Origin of the sequence: Mechercharimyces sp. CAU 1602 (assembly GCF_024753565.1) — a bacterium.
In the GTDB taxonomy this organism is placed as follows: domain Bacteria; phylum Bacillota; class Bacilli; order Thermoactinomycetales; family JANTPT01; genus Mechercharimyces.
Window position 1 is genome coordinate 1,563,340 of the sequence record NZ_JANTPT010000001.1, and the last position, 19,749, is coordinate 1,583,088.

The 19,749-nt window shown below is 44.2% G+C and carries 16 protein-coding genes and 1 other annotated feature; of the genes, 4 read left to right on the forward strand and 12 right to left on the reverse strand.

Annotated features, from left to right (window positions below; translation table 11 throughout):
* Nucleotides 1–144: 144 nt before the first annotated feature.
* Nucleotides 145–2,505 carry an endonuclease MutS2 gene (locus NXZ84_RS08120; RefSeq protein WP_258839763.1) on the reverse strand — a complete coding sequence of 787 codons (2,361 nt, stop codon included), beginning with the start codon at nucleotides 2,503–2,505 and terminating at the stop codon, nucleotides 145–147.
* Nucleotides 2,506–2,729: 224 nt separating this feature from the next.
* Between NXZ84_RS08120 and NXZ84_RS08125 the strand changes: the two genes are divergently transcribed.
* Complete coding sequence (locus NXZ84_RS08125) at nucleotides 2,730–3,080, forward strand: phage holin family protein (protein WP_258839764.1); 351 nt, start codon at nucleotides 2,730–2,732, stop codon at nucleotides 3,078–3,080.
* A 30-nt stretch (nucleotides 3,081–3,110) separates the two neighbouring features.
* On the opposite strand, the gene NXZ84_RS08130 is transcribed toward NXZ84_RS08125, so the two are convergent.
* The gene (locus NXZ84_RS08130; protein ID WP_258839765.1) at nucleotides 3,111–4,748 is read right to left on the reverse strand and encodes a thiamine pyrophosphate-dependent enzyme; all 1,638 of its coding nucleotides are present in this window, start codon (nucleotides 4,746–4,748) and stop codon (nucleotides 3,111–3,113) included.
* 210 nt (nucleotides 4,749–4,958) lie between these two features.
* Between NXZ84_RS08130 and NXZ84_RS08135 the strand changes: the two genes are divergently transcribed.
* A complete protein-coding gene (locus tag NXZ84_RS08135) occupies nucleotides 4,959–5,675 on the forward strand; it encodes a class I SAM-dependent methyltransferase (protein ID WP_258839766.1) in 717 nt (238 codons plus the stop codon).
* Between the two features lie 54 nt (nucleotides 5,676–5,729).
* Here the strand turns inward: NXZ84_RS08135 and NXZ84_RS08140 are convergent, their stop codons facing one another.
* Together NXZ84_RS08140 and sleB are read right to left on the reverse strand one after the other, a co-directional pair.
* Entirely contained in the window at nucleotides 5,730–7,871 is a 2,142-nt protein-coding gene (locus tag NXZ84_RS08140; protein ID WP_258839767.1) for a 1,4-alpha-glucan branching protein domain-containing protein, read from the reverse strand.
* Nucleotides 7,872–7,997: 126 nt separating this feature from the next.
* Nucleotides 7,998–9,032: a spore cortex-lytic enzyme gene (gene sleB / locus NXZ84_RS08145; protein WP_258839769.1), complete on the reverse strand. Its 1,035-nt coding sequence runs from the start codon at nucleotides 9,030–9,032 to the stop codon at nucleotides 7,998–8,000.
* A gap of 153 nt (nucleotides 9,033–9,185) precedes the next feature.
* Here sleB and NXZ84_RS08150 point away from each other — a divergent pair, with 153 nt between their 5' ends.
* Nucleotides 9,186–11,498 carry a transglycosylase domain-containing protein gene (locus tag NXZ84_RS08150; RefSeq protein WP_258839770.1) on the forward strand — a complete coding sequence of 771 codons (2,313 nt, stop codon included), beginning with the start codon at nucleotides 9,186–9,188 and terminating at the stop codon, nucleotides 11,496–11,498.
* Between the two features lie 109 nt (nucleotides 11,499–11,607).
* On the opposite strand, the gene NXZ84_RS08155 is transcribed toward NXZ84_RS08150, so the two are convergent.
* The 7 genes from NXZ84_RS08155 to NXZ84_RS08185 all read right to left on the reverse strand — a co-directional run bounded on the left by NXZ84_RS08155 (nucleotide 11,608) and on the right by NXZ84_RS08185 (nucleotide 18,180).
* Complete coding sequence (locus tag NXZ84_RS08155) at nucleotides 11,608–11,814, reverse strand: hypothetical protein (RefSeq protein WP_258839771.1); 207 nt, start codon at nucleotides 11,812–11,814, stop codon at nucleotides 11,608–11,610.
* Nucleotides 11,815–11,953: 139 nt separating this feature from the next.
* Nucleotides 11,954–12,481, reverse strand: a complete 528-nt coding sequence (locus NXZ84_RS08160; RefSeq protein WP_258839772.1) for a CvpA family protein — start codon at nucleotides 12,479–12,481, stop codon at nucleotides 11,954–11,956.
* Nucleotides 12,481–12,732, reverse strand: coding sequence for a cell division protein ZapA (zapA, locus tag NXZ84_RS08165; RefSeq protein ID WP_258839773.1), 252 nt, complete (start codon nucleotides 12,730–12,732; stop codon nucleotides 12,481–12,483). Before zapA ends, NXZ84_RS08160 begins: the two co-directional genes overlap by 1 nt.
* Before the next feature lie 145 nt (nucleotides 12,733–12,877).
* Nucleotides 12,878–15,310 carry a phenylalanine--tRNA ligase subunit beta gene (gene pheT / locus NXZ84_RS08170; protein WP_258839774.1) on the reverse strand — a complete coding sequence of 811 codons (2,433 nt, stop codon included), beginning with the start codon at nucleotides 15,308–15,310 and terminating at the stop codon, nucleotides 12,878–12,880.
* Between the two features lie 12 nt (nucleotides 15,311–15,322).
* Nucleotides 15,323–16,357 (reverse strand): phenylalanine--tRNA ligase subunit alpha, encoded by a 1,035-nt coding sequence (gene pheS, locus NXZ84_RS08175; RefSeq protein WP_258840367.1) that lies wholly within the window; start codon nucleotides 16,355–16,357, stop codon nucleotides 15,323–15,325.
* A 46-nt stretch (nucleotides 16,358–16,403) separates the two neighbouring features.
* Nucleotides 16,404–16,666, reverse strand: a binding site (T-box leader).
* Nucleotides 16,667–16,722: 56 nt separating this feature from the next.
* The gene (locus tag NXZ84_RS08180; protein ID WP_258839775.1) at nucleotides 16,723–17,523 is read right to left on the reverse strand and encodes a TrmH family RNA methyltransferase; all 801 of its coding nucleotides are present in this window, start codon (nucleotides 17,521–17,523) and stop codon (nucleotides 16,723–16,725) included.
* Between the two features lie 3 nt (nucleotides 17,524–17,526).
* Entirely contained in the window at nucleotides 17,527–18,180 is a 654-nt protein-coding gene (locus tag NXZ84_RS08185) for a potassium channel family protein (protein WP_258839776.1), read from the reverse strand.
* A gap of 114 nt (nucleotides 18,181–18,294) precedes the next feature.
* Here NXZ84_RS08185 and sspI point away from each other — a divergent pair, with 114 nt between their 5' ends.
* Nucleotides 18,295–18,522, forward strand: a complete 228-nt coding sequence (gene sspI, locus NXZ84_RS08190; RefSeq protein ID WP_258839777.1) for a small acid-soluble spore protein SspI — start codon at nucleotides 18,295–18,297, stop codon at nucleotides 18,520–18,522.
* A 63-nt stretch (nucleotides 18,523–18,585) separates the two neighbouring features.
* Here sspI and NXZ84_RS08195 read toward each other — a convergent pair whose 3' ends face one another.
* On the reverse strand, nucleotides 18,586–19,668 hold the full coding sequence (locus tag NXZ84_RS08195; RefSeq protein ID WP_258839778.1) for a M42 family metallopeptidase: 1,083 nt from the start codon (nucleotides 19,666–19,668) through the stop codon (nucleotides 18,586–18,588).
* Nucleotides 19,669–19,749: the final 81 nt, after the last annotated feature.

Here is a 19,749-nt window from a genome sequence, read left to right on the forward strand (position 1 = left end):
GAGGGAGGGCATTTTCAAATGCCCTCCCTCTCTTTTTATGCATTACGATAAAACCAGATCAGTCCGATGACAAAGAAAAGTACTGCACATATCATCAAAATCTTTGCTAGACGTTCCATTCTTCCCTCTTTCCCCTTCCTACCGTCACTGCAGTTCTACGACAGTAACTCCAGTCCCACCTTCACGATATCCACCTAAGCGAAAGCTTTTAACATGCTTATGCTTTTGTAGAAACTGGGTAATGCCCGATCGTAGAGCACCTGTTCCCTTACCGTGGATGATCGACACTTGCTGAAACCCACTCATGAGTGCATCATCTAAGTATTTATCTGTCTGTGCTAATGCTTCTTCTACCATCTTACCGCGCAAGTCTATTTCAGGGCTAATCCTACTGGAACTTCGTTGATAGGAGGTATAAGCGCTTTCCTGCTTTACTTGTTTCTTCCTCTGTACACGCTTTAAACCACTGCGACCCACTTTCATCTTTAAGGCTCCAACTTGTACAAGCCACTCATCGTTACTAAGCGCCTCCACAACTTCACCCTTTTGCTGTACTGTTTGTACAAACACTTCGTCGCCTATCTGAATCGTAGTATCCTCTTCTACTACAGTGACTGCTCCACCTTGTAACTCCCACCCAGGAACAGCGTCGTTTAAACGCTTCTTCGCTTCTGTCAGCTGATGCTCTTTCAACTCTGTCGGACGCATCTTGGCCCATTCCCGCAGTTGAACCAGCACCTCTTCCGCTTCATGTTTTGCATCTGTAATAAGTGAACGTGCTTCACGCCGAGCAGTTTCGCGCATCTTCGCTTTCTCCTGCTCCCAAGTCGACACTTTTTCTTGTAGCTGTCGCTGTAATTGCGCTGCCTCACGCTGGAGAGATTCTGCCTGCAGACGACGCTCTTCTGCAATCCGTCGATCTTCCGTCAGGGTAGCAATTAAATCCTCTAATTGGTGTTGATCTTGGCTCAACTCCGATTTTGCGCGCTCAATAATCCCATCTGGTAATCCCAGGCGCGCAGCAATCGCAAATGCATTACTACGTCCTGGAATTCCTACAAGCAAGCGGTAAGTAGGGCGAAGAGTCTCTACATTAAACTCGACGCTCGCATTTACGACTCGTGGATCCGTATGAGCAAACATTTTTAACTCACTATAGTGGGTTGTTGCCACAAAAAGTGCTTGGCGTTGTAATATTTCCTCCAGGATGGAAATCGCTAACGCCGCCCCTTCGATCGGATCAGTCCCAGCACCTAACTCATCCAATAGGATTAAACTTTTCTCATCCACACGTTTTAACATGGTCACAATATTGGTCATATGACTGGAAAACGTACTTAAACTTTGTTCAATACTTTGTTCATCCCCAATATCAGCAAACACTTGCTGAAAAACAGGCATAAACGAACCATCATTAGCAGGAATAGGTAAGCCACTCTGTGTCATCAAGGCAAACAACCCGACCGTTTTCAATGTTACTGTCTTGCCACCCGTGTTAGGTCCTGTAACAATAATTCCCTGATGCTCTTCTCCAATCTCAAGATTGATCGGAACAATCTCCTGCGAAGGAATTAATGGGTGTCGTGCTTGCTTCAATTGCAAGTGACGCCCATCATGGACATGTGCACAATGACCTTGAACTTTTCTCCCAAAACGTGCCTTTGCTAAAACAACATCGAGATGCGCCAGCACTTCCATGTTTACTCGGAGCGGATCAACCACCTCCGCCACCTCAGCCGAAAGTTCATATAAGATTCGCTCCACTTCACGCTCTTCATCCAAGTGGCATTCACGCAATGAATTGTTTAAAGAAACCACTGCGTTGGGCTCCATAAAGACGGTTGCTCCCGAAGCAGACTGATCATGTACCAAACCGCCGAATTCATGACGATACTCCTGCTTCACAGGTAAACAATAGCGGTCATTGCGTAATGTGACTAGTGGATCTTGCAGCATTTTTTGATAGCGAGCACTTTTTAACATCTGATCTAGAGTAGAGCGTACCCGCGCACCCAACGTGTGGATCTTACTTCTTAACCGCGATAATTCAGGACTAGCATGATCAAGGATCTCTCCCTCTTCATCGATGGTTCGCTCCATTCGATCCCGTAACTCGGGTTGCAAAGAAACTTGTCCCAATGCTGCCCGCAATATAGGAAGAGGCAGTTCCTCCGGTTCGATTTCTCTTATTTTACGAACAGCTTGTTGAGCTGAAACTAGCATCTTATATAGAGCGACAAGTTCTGATGACTGTAACATCCCTCCGATTTCTGCTCTTTTAAGGCTTCCTTCCATATCCTTTAATCCACGGAATGAAAGTTCTCCTTTTAGGCGCAGAAGATCTAATGCTTCTTTTGTCTCTGCCAGTTGCTCTTCTACTTCCTTCAAGTTTGTATTCGGTTTTAAGTTTTGTATTCGCTCCTCACCCAACGGGGACGTTGCTTGTTCTTGCACCAGTTGGAGAACGCGATGGTATTCTAATACACGAAGAGTATGAGCGTCCATACTTATTACGCTCCTTTCTGCGTCATCAAGCATTCACCCCTTATTATACCATGTTAAGTGGAAGTAAAAGCAATGCCTCCCCTCTGACTGCAACCTTTGTCTTCATACTTTTCCTCACTCAGGATAAGCTACTCTTATGCGTCAACATAAAAAGCTTCTAGAAAGGGAGGGCTATGGTCACGGATGCATAAGCAAGACGGCATGGACCCGTGGCGATCTATCAAATGAAACTCATTCGACATGTGATTCGTTTTTTTGTAGCTGCGATCGTATTACTACTCATCGCTGCCATTGTACCCGGATTTCAACTCAATCACTTTTGGAGCGCCTTCTTTGCCGCTATCGTTATCGCCTTGTTTTGTTGGGCGTTGGAGAAAATTTTTGGCGAAGATATCTCCCCCTACGCCCGAGGTGTGATTGGTTTTTTCGTCAGTGCAGCCGTCATCTATCTCACACAGTTCTTTATAAATGGCATGAAAGTAAGCTTAGTGGGTGCACTCATGGCAGCGCTTGTTATCGGTATTGTTGACCTTTTTGTTCCGATCAAAGGAAAATTTAAAGCTAGCGCAGAGTAATATCTGCGCTAGCTTTACTCATTACATCGGTTATGGGGCAAGGGTGAAAACCACCACCTTTACCCCCCTCTTCCTTCTTGCCAACGCTAACTGCTCTTTAATTTCCTTCCCCGTTGTGGTCGCTGAAACCATTAACTGAGAACAATGATCTACACCACAGGCAGATAAGATAGACAGTAAGTTTAAAGAAGGAACTCCCGCTTCAGTCTGATGGGATAAAGCGTTTTTTTGTCTCCCTGTCCTGCGAGAGATATAATCATGAATAATAATGACCATCATCTCTTTCTCTTGTACTACGGCTTCCATCAAAGGAGCCATACCTGAGTGAAGAAAAGCATAGTCACCAATTACCGCTACCGCAAGTGCATCAATACTGGCTAAACCTGCAACCACCCCGATCGGAGATCCCAAGCCATAGCTCCATTCTGCACTATTATATGGAGGATAGCACAGGGCGATCGATGAACCAACGTCGACTGCCACTTTAGCCCCTGATGCTTTCGTCCATGCAGAAATAGCATCATAAATACGTACTAACGGTTGATCCTGTTCTGGTGATTTTAATCCTCGCGCAGAAGGAGATACACGGATAATCTCAGGATCTTCACCTTTTTGTATCTGCTCGATCACCTCATTTACCCTATTCTCATCCAAGCGATCCCCCGCTGAAAATGCTCCTGAAAGACGACCCACTATCGTTAAATTTAGTTCATACTTCTGTGTTAACTGATATAACTCCACCTCTACAAATGGATGTGGCTCTTCTAATACAAGAATTCTTTTATATTTTTTCATAAAGCTGAGCACATGTTTTTCATCTACTGGCCATAAAGAACTGAGCTGTAATAAGGGAAGCGATTCATCTGTTACTAAGGTGGAACAACCTCCGGTTGCAATAATCCCAACACCAACATCACGACCCGAGCGCACTTCCATTGACGATCCCTCTATGATGCGTTTGACAACCGGTAGCGTATACTGTTCGTAGTGATGCATTCTCCCTATTTTAGAAAGCCCCCTCGCGACCCTTCCTCCTGTGTAAGGAAATAGGGGGAGTACTGTATCACAAACCTTCACTTCCCCCTCATACTTATCCATTAATAAGCGGGAACTCAGTCGAATCAACACCGGTACTGATGCTTGCTCAGATAATTGATATGCCCATGGAATCAATTTCCGTACCTCTTGAGCACTATTAGGGTCCAACACAGGAACACCTGCAATTTTAGCCAGTTGACGCGAATCTTGTTCCACAGTAGATGCCTTGCAGCCAATGTCATCTGTTGCTATAATAACCAATCCTCCGCCGATACTATGAACAACCGCATTCACCAACGTATCATATAAAACACCCATCCCCGCCTGTTTTACAATAACGGCAGAACGATACCCCCCTATCGAAATCCCTAATGCCATCTCTAGCGAAACCTTCTCATTTATATTCCAAGTAAACCGTGGGAAGAGTGTATCTAATTTTTCCCCCAATTGTGTAGCGGGAAAACCGTAGACACCATAAGCAGAATGAACCCCCGCTTCCACTATCCCCCACGCTGCGATCTCGATACCATTTACCTGCAAACCGTTCACATCCTCACTTTCTCCCCCATCCACCGGCAGACTCCCTCTCTGGTCATCCCATATAACCATGCGCAAAATGGAGGAATACACTCTCTTATATGTAAAATTGAATGTTTATGTGACTTTATCTTCATGATACAGGCGCCACATAGTAAGAAAAAGAGGCTAAGAACGGGTATAGAACGGGATTCTCCACTCATGTTCCCTCCGTTCCAAGAATAGAATGAAGCGGGGGCATACATGATCCCTTCTTGCAATTAGACCCGTAAGTAAGTAGATCGCTAAGGGAGTGCCAGATCGATGAGAAGCAAGCAGGACATATCTGAAAGCTTGTTAGAAAAGTTACGTACAGAATCGATAAACCCTTTATTATTGGATCGATTGGTTTATCTATCGCGTCAATATTTCGCCTTCTTTACCAAACACACTTCACGTGCTTACGAATATGTTTGGCTTTTATCACAGTTACATGAAATCAGAGGTAAAAAGTTCTTAGATATTGGAACAGGCCTCTCTCCATTACCTATCCACCTGGCTCAACAAGGGGCCGAGGTATATACAGTCGATTTTTTTAAAGAAAAGGATCGCTATTGGGGAGCTGATCGTTCTCAGTGGTATGAATGGGGCTTTATCGATTATCATCCCATTCATCCCAACATCATCTCTTACCATGCCGACGTAAATCAGCTGCAGTTTGGTGAAAGCGAGTTTGATTGCATCTATTCCATCAGCTCTGTAGAACATATTGACGCCTCAGCACGAAGAAAGATTTGGGAGAATGCACATACTTGGCTAAAACCTGAAGGACAGTTATTACTTACCGTCGATATCATTAAAAATAGCACCTCTCTTCACAATTACTTTCTCGATGTGTTCGTAGAAGATCCCAACCTTCACGGCAATATTGACGCTCTTATCCATGAATTAAATGCCTTCACCTTACACGATGTACAATTTACATGTAATATTCCACAACTGGACGAGGTTGATATTGTTAGTTTAGCTTGTACAAAGTAACAGTACGAATCAGTGCCCCTAAGGCATCTCTACACTGCCTGTTGGGGCACATCTTTATTGGAGGCGCGATGTCTGCTTCAACTCCTGATACAATTGACCCACCTTTTGTGCAATCCCATCCCATTGGTACTTCCATTGAAGTTCCCGGTAAGCTGTTTCAATCCACGTCGTTAGCTCCGGTGGTTGCTGAAGTACCTCACATATTTGATCAAACAACGATTCCACATGACCCGTAATCACAGTAAGCCCATTAACACGATGTTTCACTATTTCCTTTAGCCCTCCTGTATGAGAAACAATAACGGGGACTCGATGCGCCATCGCTTCTAAGACAACGATTCCAAACGGCTCATAGAAACTTGGAAGAACAAATACATCCGCACATCTATACAGTCGCTCTTTCTCTAACTCATCTACATGACCTAAGAACATTACCTTTTCTTCTACCCCCAACGCAGCAACCCGCTCTTTTAATGAGTCCGTCTCAGATCCCTTCCCGACGAGAATAAATTTAGTGTGGGGAAATCTATTCACAATATATGGAGAAGCTTCGATCAATCCTTGCACCCCTTTATGTGGAGTCATACGTCCTACATATAATATGATTTTCTCCTTCTCCTCAGCATAGCGCTTGCGTGCTTCCATATCCTCCTTACGTTCCTCTTTGGTGGGTGAACGCGGCATCACCACGCCATTAGGAATCACTCTTACTTTGGTAGGAGAAACGGAAAACCCTTGAATCAATTCCTCCTTCATATATTGACTGCACACGGCTAACATAGATGAATGCACAGAAGCTGATTTTTCTATGTTGTGCACATAGGTTAAGTTAGGACTACCCATAATACGATCATATACATGTTGAATACCATGATAAGTGTAGAGTAAGGGTAGGCGTAGTCTCGTGCTTAACTCCTCTGCCACAAAAAACGTCAACCATTCATGTGCATGAATCACATCTATTTGCAATCCTGCACGCAGTAACTGCTCTGCTTTTCTCATCATGGCAACATTGAGTTGGAAAATCCAGTGATAAAATTGCAGGTGATCCACTGCCTCTATCTGGTCTTCATCCACTGTCTGCACACGGTGAACGTGGATTCCTTCCACCTTTTCATAAGTAGGTGCTTCTTTTACTTCGTACGTAATCATATGCACTTCTATCTGTTGCTTGATTAAATGGCGTGCTAATTGATATACCGCTGTTCCCATTCCCCCTACAAATCGTGGCGGAAATTCCCAGCAGAGGATCATCACACTTAAGCTTTTTTTCGTCTCCCACCCCACTGTTTGAGAATCGCTTCTTTTCAGCAATTGCTCATCTTCTTTTATATCTGAATATTCATCTTCTTTTTCCATCTGCTCTAACTCCACCGGATCAATTAAACCTAGGCGGATATCATCATAAATCTTAGTAAACTGTACTAAATGACCATGAATCCGTTCTATCGTCTCATCCCGATCAACTCCCTTCTTATGTAGTGAGATCCAATCGGCCTGAGCACTACGTAGCCTTCTACTCGCCAGCACCATCGCACGCCGTTTAAGCGGTGAAGAGCCACTCGTTATTTTCCCCATCCGTTTTTCTGCCATATGAAGATGACGATAAAGCCAATACTCCTGTTCCATCGCTTTTAATATTTCTGCATCAGCAAACTTCTTTTCCTGCCCGCTTGTTGCTACTGATGTTGAAGAAAGTAAGGGAGTATACTGTGGAAGATGGATCCCTTCTTTGTACTTTAAACAGAGATAGGCACAATAAATCCGATCCTCTGTTACATCTATAAAGCACTCCCGTGTAGTGGGATCAATCACCTTTTCCCAATACAGATCTCCATTCCCCTCATCTTTCGTATAAGTGATATCGTACACACACAACACCATGTCAGCCGATTGCTGATTCTTATCAAGAAAGGAAGCAATCATTCTCTTCAAGGAGGCATTCCATTCCCAATAAAGAAAAACTTTTGTTGAACTGTAAGGATGCATAACTAACATATTTTCACCATAATCTTCTGGCAATAGCAATGACCATTTCTTAGTCGTGCTCGATTTCTGCTTGGGGATATTAGGTTTCTTCATCTCCTCATATAAAATAGTGTGTAATTGTGCCATCGAAATAGAGTAACGATTACTCAGAGTAGTCAATTTTTCTCCATTGCGAAATAAATTAATGATCTGTTCCTCTATGTTCATTATTTTGCACCACCTCATTCATCGTGCGGGAATGATATGTTGTTATGGTTATGACCATTAGATCTTCCCTATTCCCTTCCCCCAATACAAAATAAAGAAGGGGCTGGTGAGTACCAGCCCCTTCTTCTACTTAGCAAAAATATGCTTGCCTATCTGTTTTGTCTGTGGGCGTCCCCAAATCCAATCGGACGAAGCAGTGTCTGGGTTAAAATAATATATAGATCCACCTGTGGGGTCCCATCCATTAAGAGCATCAAAGCAGGCCTTTCTCGCTTGTTCATTGGGATCCAACCAAAAAGTTCCATTGGCCACAGCTTCAAAAGCAAGTGGTTGAAAAATAACTCCGGATGGTGTGTTAGGAAACTTTTCATCATCCAACCGATTAAGGATAACAGCTGCTACTGCTACTTGACCCACATAAGGCTCACCGCGTGCCTCTGAATAGACCGCTCGCGCCATCAACTGAATATCTCCCTCATCCATTCCCCCGGCTACTTTCTTGGTAAGCTGTTCTTCCCCTTTTCCTTTCTGCTGCTCGGATGTATCACCCTTCGGGGATTCATTTTTTCCTTTTTTAACTATATCGCTATTTTCTTTGAAATCATCCGCTTTTGGATTCCAATTTTTTGTGGCAACCCATAATTTTTCACGCGTATTCACACCGATTTTTCCATCTACGGGAATCCCAAATTCATATTGGAAAAGTCGTGCCGCTTTATACGTTCTCTCTCCAAAGTGACCATCCACTTTGCCCGTATAAAAACCGAGATAGGAAAGGCGCTGTTGTAATTCCCATATATAGCCACCTGCATCCCCTTTTACATATATGCGTCCACTTAAACCTGGGGTCCACGCCTTCGTTGATTCCCATAATTTACGTTTAGTCTTGCCACCTACTACACCATCTACCTTCATACCAAAAGAGTACTGGAAGAGGCGCACCGCTTTTTCCGTGCGATCAGCAAACTGTCCATCTACTTTCCCCGTATAAAAGCCTATATACTTCAATCTGTTTTGTAATTCATACACGTCTCCACCTTTTGCTCCTACTTTTAGCTCTTCACTACCAAAGGCAGAGACGACGGCTTGGTAAGAAAAGAACAAACTACCACCAAGCAATAACATACAAATTACCCATACCATTAATCGTCGTTTATTCATTGCTTGTCAACCTTTCTCATGATTCGCTTTACCGTTATTATGTCAATCTCCTACGTGGATATGCACTACCATTCAACTTCACAACGATAGGCACGTACGCAGCTGCATTTGTCAATACGTTATATGCTATAATGTCACAAGGAGGAGTTGGAAATGAAAAAGGCACCGCAAGTAGGTTTTTGGCGTATGATGCGCCGCTACCTTTTATTATTTCGCAGTATGATCACAAAAAAATGGTTATTCTTCGTAGCAGGGGTTTCCTTCTCTTTGTTATTGATTGCATTGGCTACAGTTGCCCTCACCGCGAAAATTTATGATCTAGATGAGATGCAACAAATGCAATTTGCCTCCACCCTCTATGAAGCAAAGGGACAACCAGCACTAACTATGGGCGATAGTAACCGTGAGCACATAGCGCTCGAAGATATACAAACCCCTCTGCTCGTAAAAACCGTGTTAGCTGTGGAGGATTCACGCTTCTATGAACATAATGGTGTTGACTATTATGGTATCGTTCGCGCGCTCACCGTTAATGCTCGTACTTTAAAACCTGCTGAAGGGGGAAGTACGATCACAATGCAGGTAGCACGCAACACCATTCTCCACAGTCGTAAAAAAAGAATGGTACGGAAAATCCGAGAGGTGTTTATTTCTTGGAACTTAGAGCGACGCTACAGTAAAGATGAGATCCTAGAATCATATTTAAATTACATATACTTAGGAAACAATGTCCGCGGCATCAAGATGGCGGCAAAGATATACTTTGATAAAGATTTAAGCACAGATAAGCTTGAGCCACATGAAATTGCCATGCTAGCCAGCCTACCCAAAGGTCCAGATATTTACAATCCATATAAAAACCCCAAATTAGCGAAAGAACGTCGAAACACTGTGCTTGCCGTCATGGCTAACTCAGGTCTGATAACCATTGAGGAGAAGAAAAAGTATCAGGCAGCTGACTTAGGTGTAAATCCTGATTACCTCTCCAAACATATAAAAAATGACCCATATCAAGCATATGTAGACCTTGTCGTTCAAGAAGCCGCTGAGCGTTACGAGATGGAAGCTGAAGAGTTTGTTAATGGAGGCTATAAAGTGTATACCGCTCTCCGTCCTTCTATCCAAACCTCTTTAGAAGAGAGTCTTGATGCAAATGAAACATATCAAGGACAAAACAACCTCAATAGTGGAGCAATCATGCTTGATCCTTCAACAGGGGAGATTGTCTCCGTCGGTGGTGGTCGCAATTATAAACACGGATATACGCATGGTGCCTTGTTGCGTCGTCAGCCCGGTTCCACCATCAAACCGATTACTGTCTATTCTCCACTCATTGAGGAACATGGATACAACGAATATACTCAAGTCTCTGATGACCCTTATCACATCGGAGACTGGAAGCCGCAAAATGCCGATCAGACAACACACGGTAGTGTATATCTTAAAACTGCGGTTGCCCAATCGTATAATATTACGGCCGCCCGCTTACTTCATGAAGTCGTTGGTGAAGATAAAGCATATACGTATGGCTCAACAGCTGGCCTGACCTTAGACGAGAAAGATCGCTCACCCGCCGCCTTATCCCTCGGCGGTCTCACTTATGGCGTAACGACAAAAGAAATGGCTGAGGCTTACAGTGCGTTAGCCAATGGCGGAGAGAAGACAGAAGCTCACGCTATCCGTCAAATCGTAGATGCTGATGGGAATGAAATTCAACCGAAAACAGAGCGTAAAACGATTCAATGGATCAGTAAAAAATCGGCCTATTATATGACTCGTCTATTACAATACGCTGTCGATCATGGTACGGGTAATAATGCTAAATTAGCAGACGGCCGTGTTGCCGCAGGAAAAACGGGAACTACACAAAACAGCGATGTTGGTTGGTTTGTTGGCTATACACCTGAACTAGTGATGGCGGTCATGGTGTATCAAGAGGATCCTACACAACAATCAACACTTGCTGGGGGAACAATCCCTGCTCATATCTTTCAGAAGACCATGAGTCGCACCTTGGAAGGGGAGCCCATTCGCTCATTCCGAAACCCAGGGGTTCCTCTACCGCAACCTCCTTTTCAACTACAACAGGTACAAGATTTACAAGGCTCTTATACCCAGAGTTCACAATCTATCTCCTTAACATGGAGTGACCAAGGCAAACGAGTTGCATACGAGGTACAGCGTTCAATCCAAAATCAAGATTGGGAAACCCTTACTACCGTAGATAAGGGAAGTTATACTGATACTTTAAAGGATGCCGACCTCCCCACTCCTTCAGAAGATGAGGAAGAGTGGGCATACAGCTATCGCGTCATTGCTATCGACCAACAAAGTGGCAAGACATCCTCACCATCCAATCTATATCAAGTCACGTTAACAGCTCGCATCATCGACGATGAAACAAATGAGGAAGAGCCCCCTCCCACTGAGGGAGAAGGCTCTATCGATCCTGAACATGATTTATGATTCTATTTTTTGGATTCCACTATTCACATCAATCCATACAGTATAGAAATCAGCCCTTAAACCATAACATCATTCGCTGCCTCCTGGCGCGATCTCTAGGTTGCTATGCTTAACCGCGACGGCGATTTCTTGTGTTAGTGTAGCTATACGATTTGCCATTTCCGGAAACCGTTTCTCTTGCACCAGATCCATTTACACTCGTCGCTACTGAACGACGACCACTTTTACGTCCCCCTCTAGTCGAAGCCGTCCGTCTATTGCGGGGCGTAGTTGCTAGTTCATTCATTAATTCATTCATTAAATCTCTCATCTTCACACTACCCACCTCCTTTTTTTCTACTCACCATATGCTATGCGCTATTATGATTCTGGTAACAACCTTTGTATACTAAAGCGATAATTTCAACTTTTAACTATAAAAAAGCAGCGAAACGCGTTTACGTCTCACTGCTTTTTTATGAGCTGATCGTTAATAATAACATATTAACTAACTCTGGTCCCCATTGTAAAAAATAAGGAGCCAATACTGATTGATGTAACCATACCTGAACTTCGTCATGTGGTAGAACACTAAATAGATTAAGGCCAATCAATAGAATAAATACAGCTTGCAACGAGGCAAGCGCTAATCCACTCAATCCGTTGAGAGTAGAGAGCACTGGCAGCTGTGTCAACCGATTGATAGCGGAAGTTACCAACGATAACATCACTTTCATCATCACATATAAAAAGAAAAATGCGAGCAGATGGTACACCACGTCTTCAACAGGTATGAAACCGGACAACCCTTTACTGTCGATCGCTTGAGGGAGAGAAAATATCCGCTTGAGTATCGGGACGAAATCATCTTTGAAGGAGTATGCAAATAGAACAGCTATCATCATATTAATCATAGACGCAACCTGCAATACAAATCCCAGTCGATAGCCACGAAGCAAACGAATCCCAATAAAACATATAATCAAGCCATCGAGCACATTCATTAGAGTTCCTCATCCTCAATCAGATGTAATATCTCTTCATGTTCACGCTGTAATTTCATATATTCATCCGCTATATTTACAGCTGATAATACTGCAATTCGAGTTGTATCCAGCCGTTCATTCGATTGCGCGATCGTATGCATCTTTTCATCGACCAGTCGAGCCACTTCACGCATATATCCGGGACTCGCCTTACCCGTAAGTGAATAGGTACGATCATAAATTTCTACATGTAGTTTGTTTTTGCTCATCATCGATCCCCCATCCATGACACCCACAACCCATAACAAATAGGCTTGTTTCCTCTTATTATATAATGAGAGCATCGAAAAGCGAAAGAGCCACCATCTGTTTTAAAAGTTGAGGAGCCGTCTATTACTCCTCAACTTCGCCTCTTTATTGCCTGAGCTCTGCTCCCAGTGTTTCTGTTATATGTTGTACGATTTTCCCATGCATTTGATGAACCTCTTCGTCCGTCAGCGTCCGCTCTGGATGGCGATAAGTTAGCGCATATGCCACACTTTTTTTACCAGCACCAATTTGGTTACCCGCAAATACATCAAACAAGTTGACACGCTCCAACCACTCTCCACCAACACTTAAGATTGCTGTTTCAATCTGAGCTGAAGGGACATCTTCTCCTACAACCAATGCCAAGTCACGCGATACTGCTGGATGACGCTTTAGCGCTTCAAATTTAATCTGTGGGCCTGCCACTTGAAACAGTAAACTAAGATCAATTTGGCATATAACAGTATCTTCCAAGCCATGCTGATCTGCTACAAGAGGGTGTAATTGACCTATCAATCCAATCACCTCTCCAGCAAGTACCATCTGTGCTGTTCGACCTGGATGAAACCCTACTGGCTGTGCAGCCTGGTATTCAACCTCTTCGATACCCAAACGCATAAAGAGAGTATGGAGCACACCCTTGGCAACAAAAAAATCGATCGGAGGAGAGCTCATATTCCAGTTAGAAGGAATTAAATCCCCAGTCAACAAACCTGATAATTCCCACCGTTCATATGGTTGCTCTAATAAATCGTCCTTTTCATTAATGTACGTGCGGCCAATCTCAAATAACGATACCCGTTCATGTTGCCGCTTAATATTATACGAAGCCACCTCAATCAAGTGAGGCAACAGACTGGTGCGCAATACACTATGCTCCCGACTCATCGGCATCATCACGGGAATGGGTTTAGGTTGTTCCTTTCCTGTAATCGATGCCATCTCTTTCCCAGCTGTCTCTTTCGTCAATGAATAAGTTTTTACTTCATGCATCCCCATCGAACGAAGAGTTTGACGTATCACACGCCGCATCTGCTGGTCTTTCGTCAATCCCCCAGGAGATTGTTTTCCCCAAGGTAACGTGGTAGGAAGGCGATCGTATCCGTAAAGACGCGCCACTTCCTCGATCAAATCAACATCTAGTGTTACATCTTGACGACGTGAAGGTACCGTTACAAAGTATTGCTCCCCTTCCCGCTTAACATCAAAACGGAGCCGGTGAAAGATTTTTTCCACCTCTTCAGGATGAATTTGTACACCCAACAAAGTCGTTAAGCGCTCATGCTTTAGACTAATGGTCACATCTTCAATCCCGCCAACATGTTGCGAGGTCACAGAAGAACGTACACTCCCTCCTGCCAGTTCCACTAGTAATTGAACCGTTCGCTGTAGTGCTGGAATCACACGTTCAGGGTCAACACCCTTATCAAAGCGATTGCTCGCTTCAGTACGCAAACCTAATTTGCGCGAAGTTTGTCTTACCATGGTTGGGGTGAAGTAAGCTGATTCTACTAACACACGAGTCGTTTCCGCTGTTACTTCAGAGGAAGATCCCCCCATAATACCCGCCAACGCAAGCGGTTCATCTTGCCCATCAGCTATCACCAACATTTCCTCATCCAGGATGCGCTCTACTCCATCCAAAGTTTGTATTCTCTCTTCAGCAAACGCATGCCGCACCTTAATTTTTTGAGCATTAATACGATCATAATCAAACGCGTGTAGCGGTTGACCATACTCTAACATCACATAGTTTGTAATATCAACAACGTTATTCACTGGGCGAATCCCCATCGCCATCAACCGGTTTTGCATCCATTGTGGTGAGGGAGCAATCTTCACATCAACCACTTGGCCTGCATACAACGGACATTCTTCTTCCGCCTGTAAGTGGATCTCAATATGTTCCACCGCACCTATACCAGGCTGGAGTTCTTCCGCTTGTGGTATAGAAAGATCCCGTTCAAAGAGAGCCGCTACTTCATATGCCATTCCCCACATGGAAAGACAGTCAGAGCGATTAGGGGTAAGTCCTAGTTCCATTATCTGATCATCCAGTTCCAACACATCTGTAATCGGAGTTCCTACAGGCGCATCGCTCTCATTTAAAACGAGAATTCCTTCTTCCTTTCCCTTCGGTAAAAGTTTCTCTTCCAGTCCGATCTCTTTCGCCGAGCAGATCATCCCGCGAGACTCAACACCACGCAATTTAGAACGCTTAATCTTCATACCACCAGGAAGGCGTGCCCCTTCTATTGCAACAGGCACCCACTGCCCTTCTGCCACGTTGGGAGCGCCACACACAATTTGTCGATCTTCCTCTTCGCCTATATCTACGAAACAAATTCGTAATTTATCTGCATCAGGATGAGCCTTTACAGAAACAACCCGTCCTAATAAGACTTTTGAAACTCCTTTATTGCGCGATTCTACTCCCTCTACCTCAATTCCGCCAAAGGTACATTTATCAGCAATCTTATCTACCGCTATATCCTGTACAGACACCACTTCTTGTAACCATCGGGTTGATATTTTCATCTAACTCACTCCTTATACTGACCGGAATTGACGTAAAAATTGAAGATCATTGGTATAGAAATGCCGAATGTCGTCCACTCCATATTTCAGCATTGCCACTCGCTCCACTCCAATACCGAAAGCAAATCCTGTATAACGCTTCTCATCATAACCACTACTTCTCAACACATGGGGGTGAACCATTCCTGCTCCCAAAATCTCAATCCATCCTGTCTCTTTACAGATTCGGCATCCTCCACCATTACACTTCATACAGCGGATGTCTACTTCTACACTGGGCTCCGTGAAGGGGAAATAACTGGGACGCAATCGAATGGATTGTTCTTCGCCGAACATCTGCTTTACAAAAGCAAGTAAGGTACCTTTTAACTCTGTCATCGATACACCCCGATCCACTACCAATCCCTCAATTTGCATAAATTGATGAGAATGGGTAGCATCATCATCGTCTCGACGATACACGGTACCTGGACAGATGATACGAATCGGCACATGACCTTCTTTCTTACGCATCGTACGAATTTGCACTGGCGATGTCTGAGTACGAAGCAATAAATCCTCTGTCAAATAAAATGTATCTTGCATATCGCGAGCTGGATGGTCTTTCGGTACGTTGAGAGCTTCAAAGTTATAGTAATCTTGTTCCACTTCAGGTCCTTCAGCTACCGCAAAGCCCATTCCGATAAATATATCTTCTACTTGTTCGATCACTGCAGTTAAAGGGTGAATAGCCCCTAGAGGGCGAGGAACACCTGGCAATGTAACATCTACCTTCTCCTCCTGCAAACGTTGTTGCATCGCTTGTTTTTCCAATTCTTTCTCTTTCGTCTCTATAGCTGCCTCTACTTCTTGCCGCAAACGATTGGCTAATTGCCCCACACGCGGTCTCTCTTCCGCGGACAAACTACCCATCCCACGCAATACTTGCGTAATCTCCCCCTTTTTTCCGAGTACCTTTACACGTAACTCTTTCACTTGCTCCAGATCCGAAGCTGTAGCGAGCTGTGACAATGTATTTTGCTTAATCTCTTCTAAGCGCTCTTGCATCACACATACACCCCTTTCTATATACACAAAAAAATCCCTCATCCGATAAAGGGACGAGAGACCGCGGTACCACCCTCATTGAACAGTGTGAGCGCATCCTAAACACGCTTATGTACATCACTATTCCTCTTCTACACGCAATAACGGGCGTACCCGGTACCTCCTACTCTCACACCTAACTAACGGTCATTTTAGAGGACTGCTCCAGAGCGAACTTCAATCATTCATCATCATGAAGAGTGTTTCCAGTCGTGACACTCTCTCCCTGGCAAGGATGAATCATTTACTCTTCTCTTTCTTAGCATTTACCCTTGAAAATTCAACTTTTATTATAGCAAGCTCCCTCTTTGCTTGCAAGTGCGAGACTAACCTTGCTGTCGTCTCACCCAATCATACAATAAGATTGCCGCTGAAACAGACACATTGAGAGACTCGACAGGAGCTTGCATTGGAATTTTCACTTTCAAATCGCACAGTGTTTGTAAAGAGGGGTCTACTCCACTTCCTTCATTCCCAAATAAAAATGCCACCCGATCAGGATAGGAAGCTGAATAACAATCTATCGCCCCTTCAAGCGCCGTACCCACCACTAAAATTCCTCGCTGTTGTAAGTCTGAAATCCCCTCATATAAATCTACATGCCGTGTGCGTAGACGGAAAAGAGAGCCCATTGCCGCCCGCACTACCTTGCTATTGTATAAATCTACTGTTCCCTCACCAATCCATACTTCCGCTACCCCTGCTGCTTCCGCTGTTCGCAGAAGTGTTCCCATATTCCCAGGATCTTGAATCTCATCTAATAATAGTAGCGGCCCGACGCCTTTATCGTCATCAATGCTCTCTATCTCAGCTGGAAACGAAACCTCTGCTGCTATTCCTTGTGGGGAATAGGTTTCCATCAATTGATGAAACAACCCACTCTCCAATGCATAGACAAGTTGATCATCCTCTTGATTAAAGTAGACCTCCACTTGCTGCCATGCTTTTTCATTTTCATCATCTATGATTACAGCGTTAACTTGCCAACCCGCTTGCATCGCCTCCTGAAGCAAATGCTCTCCCTCAATCAAGAGGGCGCGGTATTTTTTCCGTCCTTTACTCGTCTTTAGTTTCGACCAGCGCTTAAACTTATCATTGTGAGTGGAGCCGATTGCTTGTATCCGCATCGTTTAAGCCTTCTCCTCTAATTTTTTCAGATCATTGTTGTGCCCAATGACAACCAACATATCTCCTAAGCGAATCGTATCATCCGCCAATGGCGCGATATTAAAGCCCTTTCCACTTCTAATCGCCATCACGTTACAACCAAAGCGCGCACGAATATCTAGTTCTTGTAATGTTTTCCCCGCAAAAAACTCATTTGCACGGATCTCCACAATACTATAATCGTCCGCTAGTTCAATATAATCTAAGATATTGGGGGAGATTAGATGATGGACAACCCGTACACCCATATCTCTCTCAGGATAAACGACTTTATCTGCTCCAATTTTATAAAGCACTTTACCGTGAAGATCATTTCGTGCCTTCACCACGACGTTACTCACACCACTTTCTTTCATCAATAGGGTGGTCATAATACTAGATTGGATATCTTCCCCAATAGCAACCACCACCACATCAAAATTTCGCAGTCCCAGTGCTTTTAGCGCTGATTCATCGGTCGAATTTGCCTCGACCGCATGCGTCACAATTTGAGCATACTCCTGAACACGCTCAGGATCACGATCAATCGCTAGCACTTCGTATCCCATATCATGGAGGGTTTTCGCTACACTACCTCCAAATCTCCCCAAACCGACTACAGCAAATTGTTTACTCATACCCTTCCCCCTTGTCCTCACAAGAAATCGTGGACTCATTATAACATAATCGACCATCAACGGATAAGTCAGCCTCCGTTGGTCACAATAACACATGACAGGAGGTGGTGCGAGATGAATTTCGATGTGCGAGGCGCTGTCATCTACAACATCCATGAAATGGATAAAGAAGAGCTCTCTGGCATGATACAAGATTCCATCAAAGAGGGAGACGAAAAGCTACTCCCTGGGCTTGGAGTCGTATTTGAATTAGTGTGGAAAAATAGCGATGAAGAAGAAAAACAGCAACTAGTTAACGTTTTACATCAAGCGATGCCTGAAAACGCAAAAGCCCCCTTATAACCTACAAAAAGAGACCTCCACCCTTGTTGGGTGAAGGTCTCTTTTTGTAGATTCTATCATAAGCTATTGCTCCAAAATCTGTTTCACTGCTTGCTCATCCAGCTTACGAATAACAGCTGTCAATAATGCGACCACTTGCTCAATGTCATCCTTTAATACCATAGCGGTGTGACCATGAATATAACGAGTGGGTACAGAGATCGAAATCGTAGGCACACCACTGTTATTCAAATGAATGTAGCTAGCATCCGTTGCACCACCATTCATCCATTCATACTGCACAGGGATACCCGCTTCTTCCGCTGTTTGTTGCACAAAGCGCAATAAACCTCGATGAACTACATGGCCCCCATCAACCAACACCAGTGCCGGACCTTCCCCCACTTTGATTGGAGCATCGTCCGCTTTTACACCTGGAGTATCACCGGCAATGCCCACATCGACAGCAAAAGCAATATCTGGTTGAATAGCGGCTGCTGATGTACGAGCACCTCGACACCCTACTTCTTCTTGCACTGTGCCTACTGAATAGAGTGCATTAGGGAGAGCTTCATTCTGTAATTGACGCATCACTTCTACTGCTACAGCACATCCGATGCGGTTATCAAAAGCTTTACCGAGCCACATGTCAGTTCCATTCATTTCTGTAAAAGGAGAGTATGGCACGACTGTATCCCCTTGACGTACGCCCATCTCCTCTGCGTGCTCACGATCTTTTGCCCCGATATCAATAAAGAGCTCGCTCATCTGAAATGATTTTTTGCGCTGTTCCGCTGTCATAATATGTGGTGGAACCGAACCGATCACACCTAGGATAATGCCTTTATCCGTCATCACTTCCACACGCTGTGACAACATCATGTGGGTCACCCAACCACCCAGAGTTTCAAACTTAAGAAATCCTTCATCCGTAATGCGAGTTACCATAAAACCGATTTCGTCGAGATGTCCTGCTATCATAACCCGCGGGCCTTTACTTCCTTTACGAGCAATCAGACTTCCCAGACCATCACTTGTCAACTCATCTGCATATGGCTTCACCCATTTTTCCATAACCTTACGCACAGGTGCTTCGTTTCCAGATGGACCGGGAGTTTCGGTCAATTCACGCATAAGTTCTTTCAATGTTTCTCTCTCATTTCCCATTATGTATTTCTCCTTTTATCGACTTGACACTCATCTTTATTCTAACACAAAAACAAGCCTCAAAAAGAGAGGCTTGAATCT

What these genes read in the sequence shown, in the direction of transcription:
- NXZ84_RS08120 (WP_258839763.1), bottom strand. Translation starts at nt 2,505, where the DNA reads ATGGACGCTCATACTCTTCGTGTATTAGAATACCATCGCGTTCTCCAA.
- NXZ84_RS08125 (WP_258839764.1), top strand. Translation starts at nt 2,730, where the DNA reads ATGAAACTCATTCGACATGTGATTCGTTTTTTTGTAGCTGCGATCGTA.
- NXZ84_RS08135 (WP_258839766.1), top strand. Translation starts at nt 4,959, where the DNA reads ATGAGAAGCAAGCAGGACATATCTGAAAGCTTGTTAGAAAAGTTACGT.
- NXZ84_RS08140 (WP_258839767.1), bottom strand. Translation starts at nt 7,871, where the DNA reads ATGAACATAGAGGAACAGATCATTAATTTATTTCGCAATGGAGAAAAA.
- sleB (WP_258839769.1), bottom strand. Translation starts at nt 9,032, where the DNA reads ATGAATAAACGACGATTAATGGTATGGGTAATTTGTATGTTATTGCTT.
- NXZ84_RS08150 (WP_258839770.1), top strand. Translation starts at nt 9,186, where the DNA reads ATGAAAAAGGCACCGCAAGTAGGTTTTTGGCGTATGATGCGCCGCTAC.
- NXZ84_RS08160 (WP_258839772.1), bottom strand. Translation starts at nt 12,481, where the DNA reads ATGAATGTGCTCGATGGCTTGATTATATGTTTTATTGGGATTCGTTTG.
- zapA (WP_258839773.1), bottom strand. Translation starts at nt 12,732, where the DNA reads ATGAGCAAAAACAAACTACATGTAGAAATTTATGATCGTACCTATTCA.
- pheT (WP_258839774.1), bottom strand. Translation starts at nt 15,310, where the DNA reads ATGAAAATATCAACCCGATGGTTACAAGAAGTGGTGTCTGTACAGGAT.
- pheS (WP_258840367.1), bottom strand. Translation starts at nt 16,357, where the DNA reads ATGCAAGAGCGCTTAGAAGAGATTAAGCAAAATACATTGTCACAGCTC.
- NXZ84_RS08180 (WP_258839775.1), bottom strand. Translation starts at nt 17,523, where the DNA reads ATGCGGATACAAGCAATCGGCTCCACTCACAATGATAAGTTTAAGCGC.
- NXZ84_RS08185 (WP_258839776.1), bottom strand. Translation starts at nt 18,180, where the DNA reads ATGAGTAAACAATTTGCTGTAGTCGGTTTGGGGAGATTTGGAGGTAGT.
- sspI (WP_258839777.1), top strand. Translation starts at nt 18,295, where the DNA reads ATGAATTTCGATGTGCGAGGCGCTGTCATCTACAACATCCATGAAATG.
- NXZ84_RS08195 (WP_258839778.1), bottom strand. Translation starts at nt 19,668, where the DNA reads ATGGGAAATGAGAGAGAAACATTGAAAGAACTTATGCGTGAATTGACC.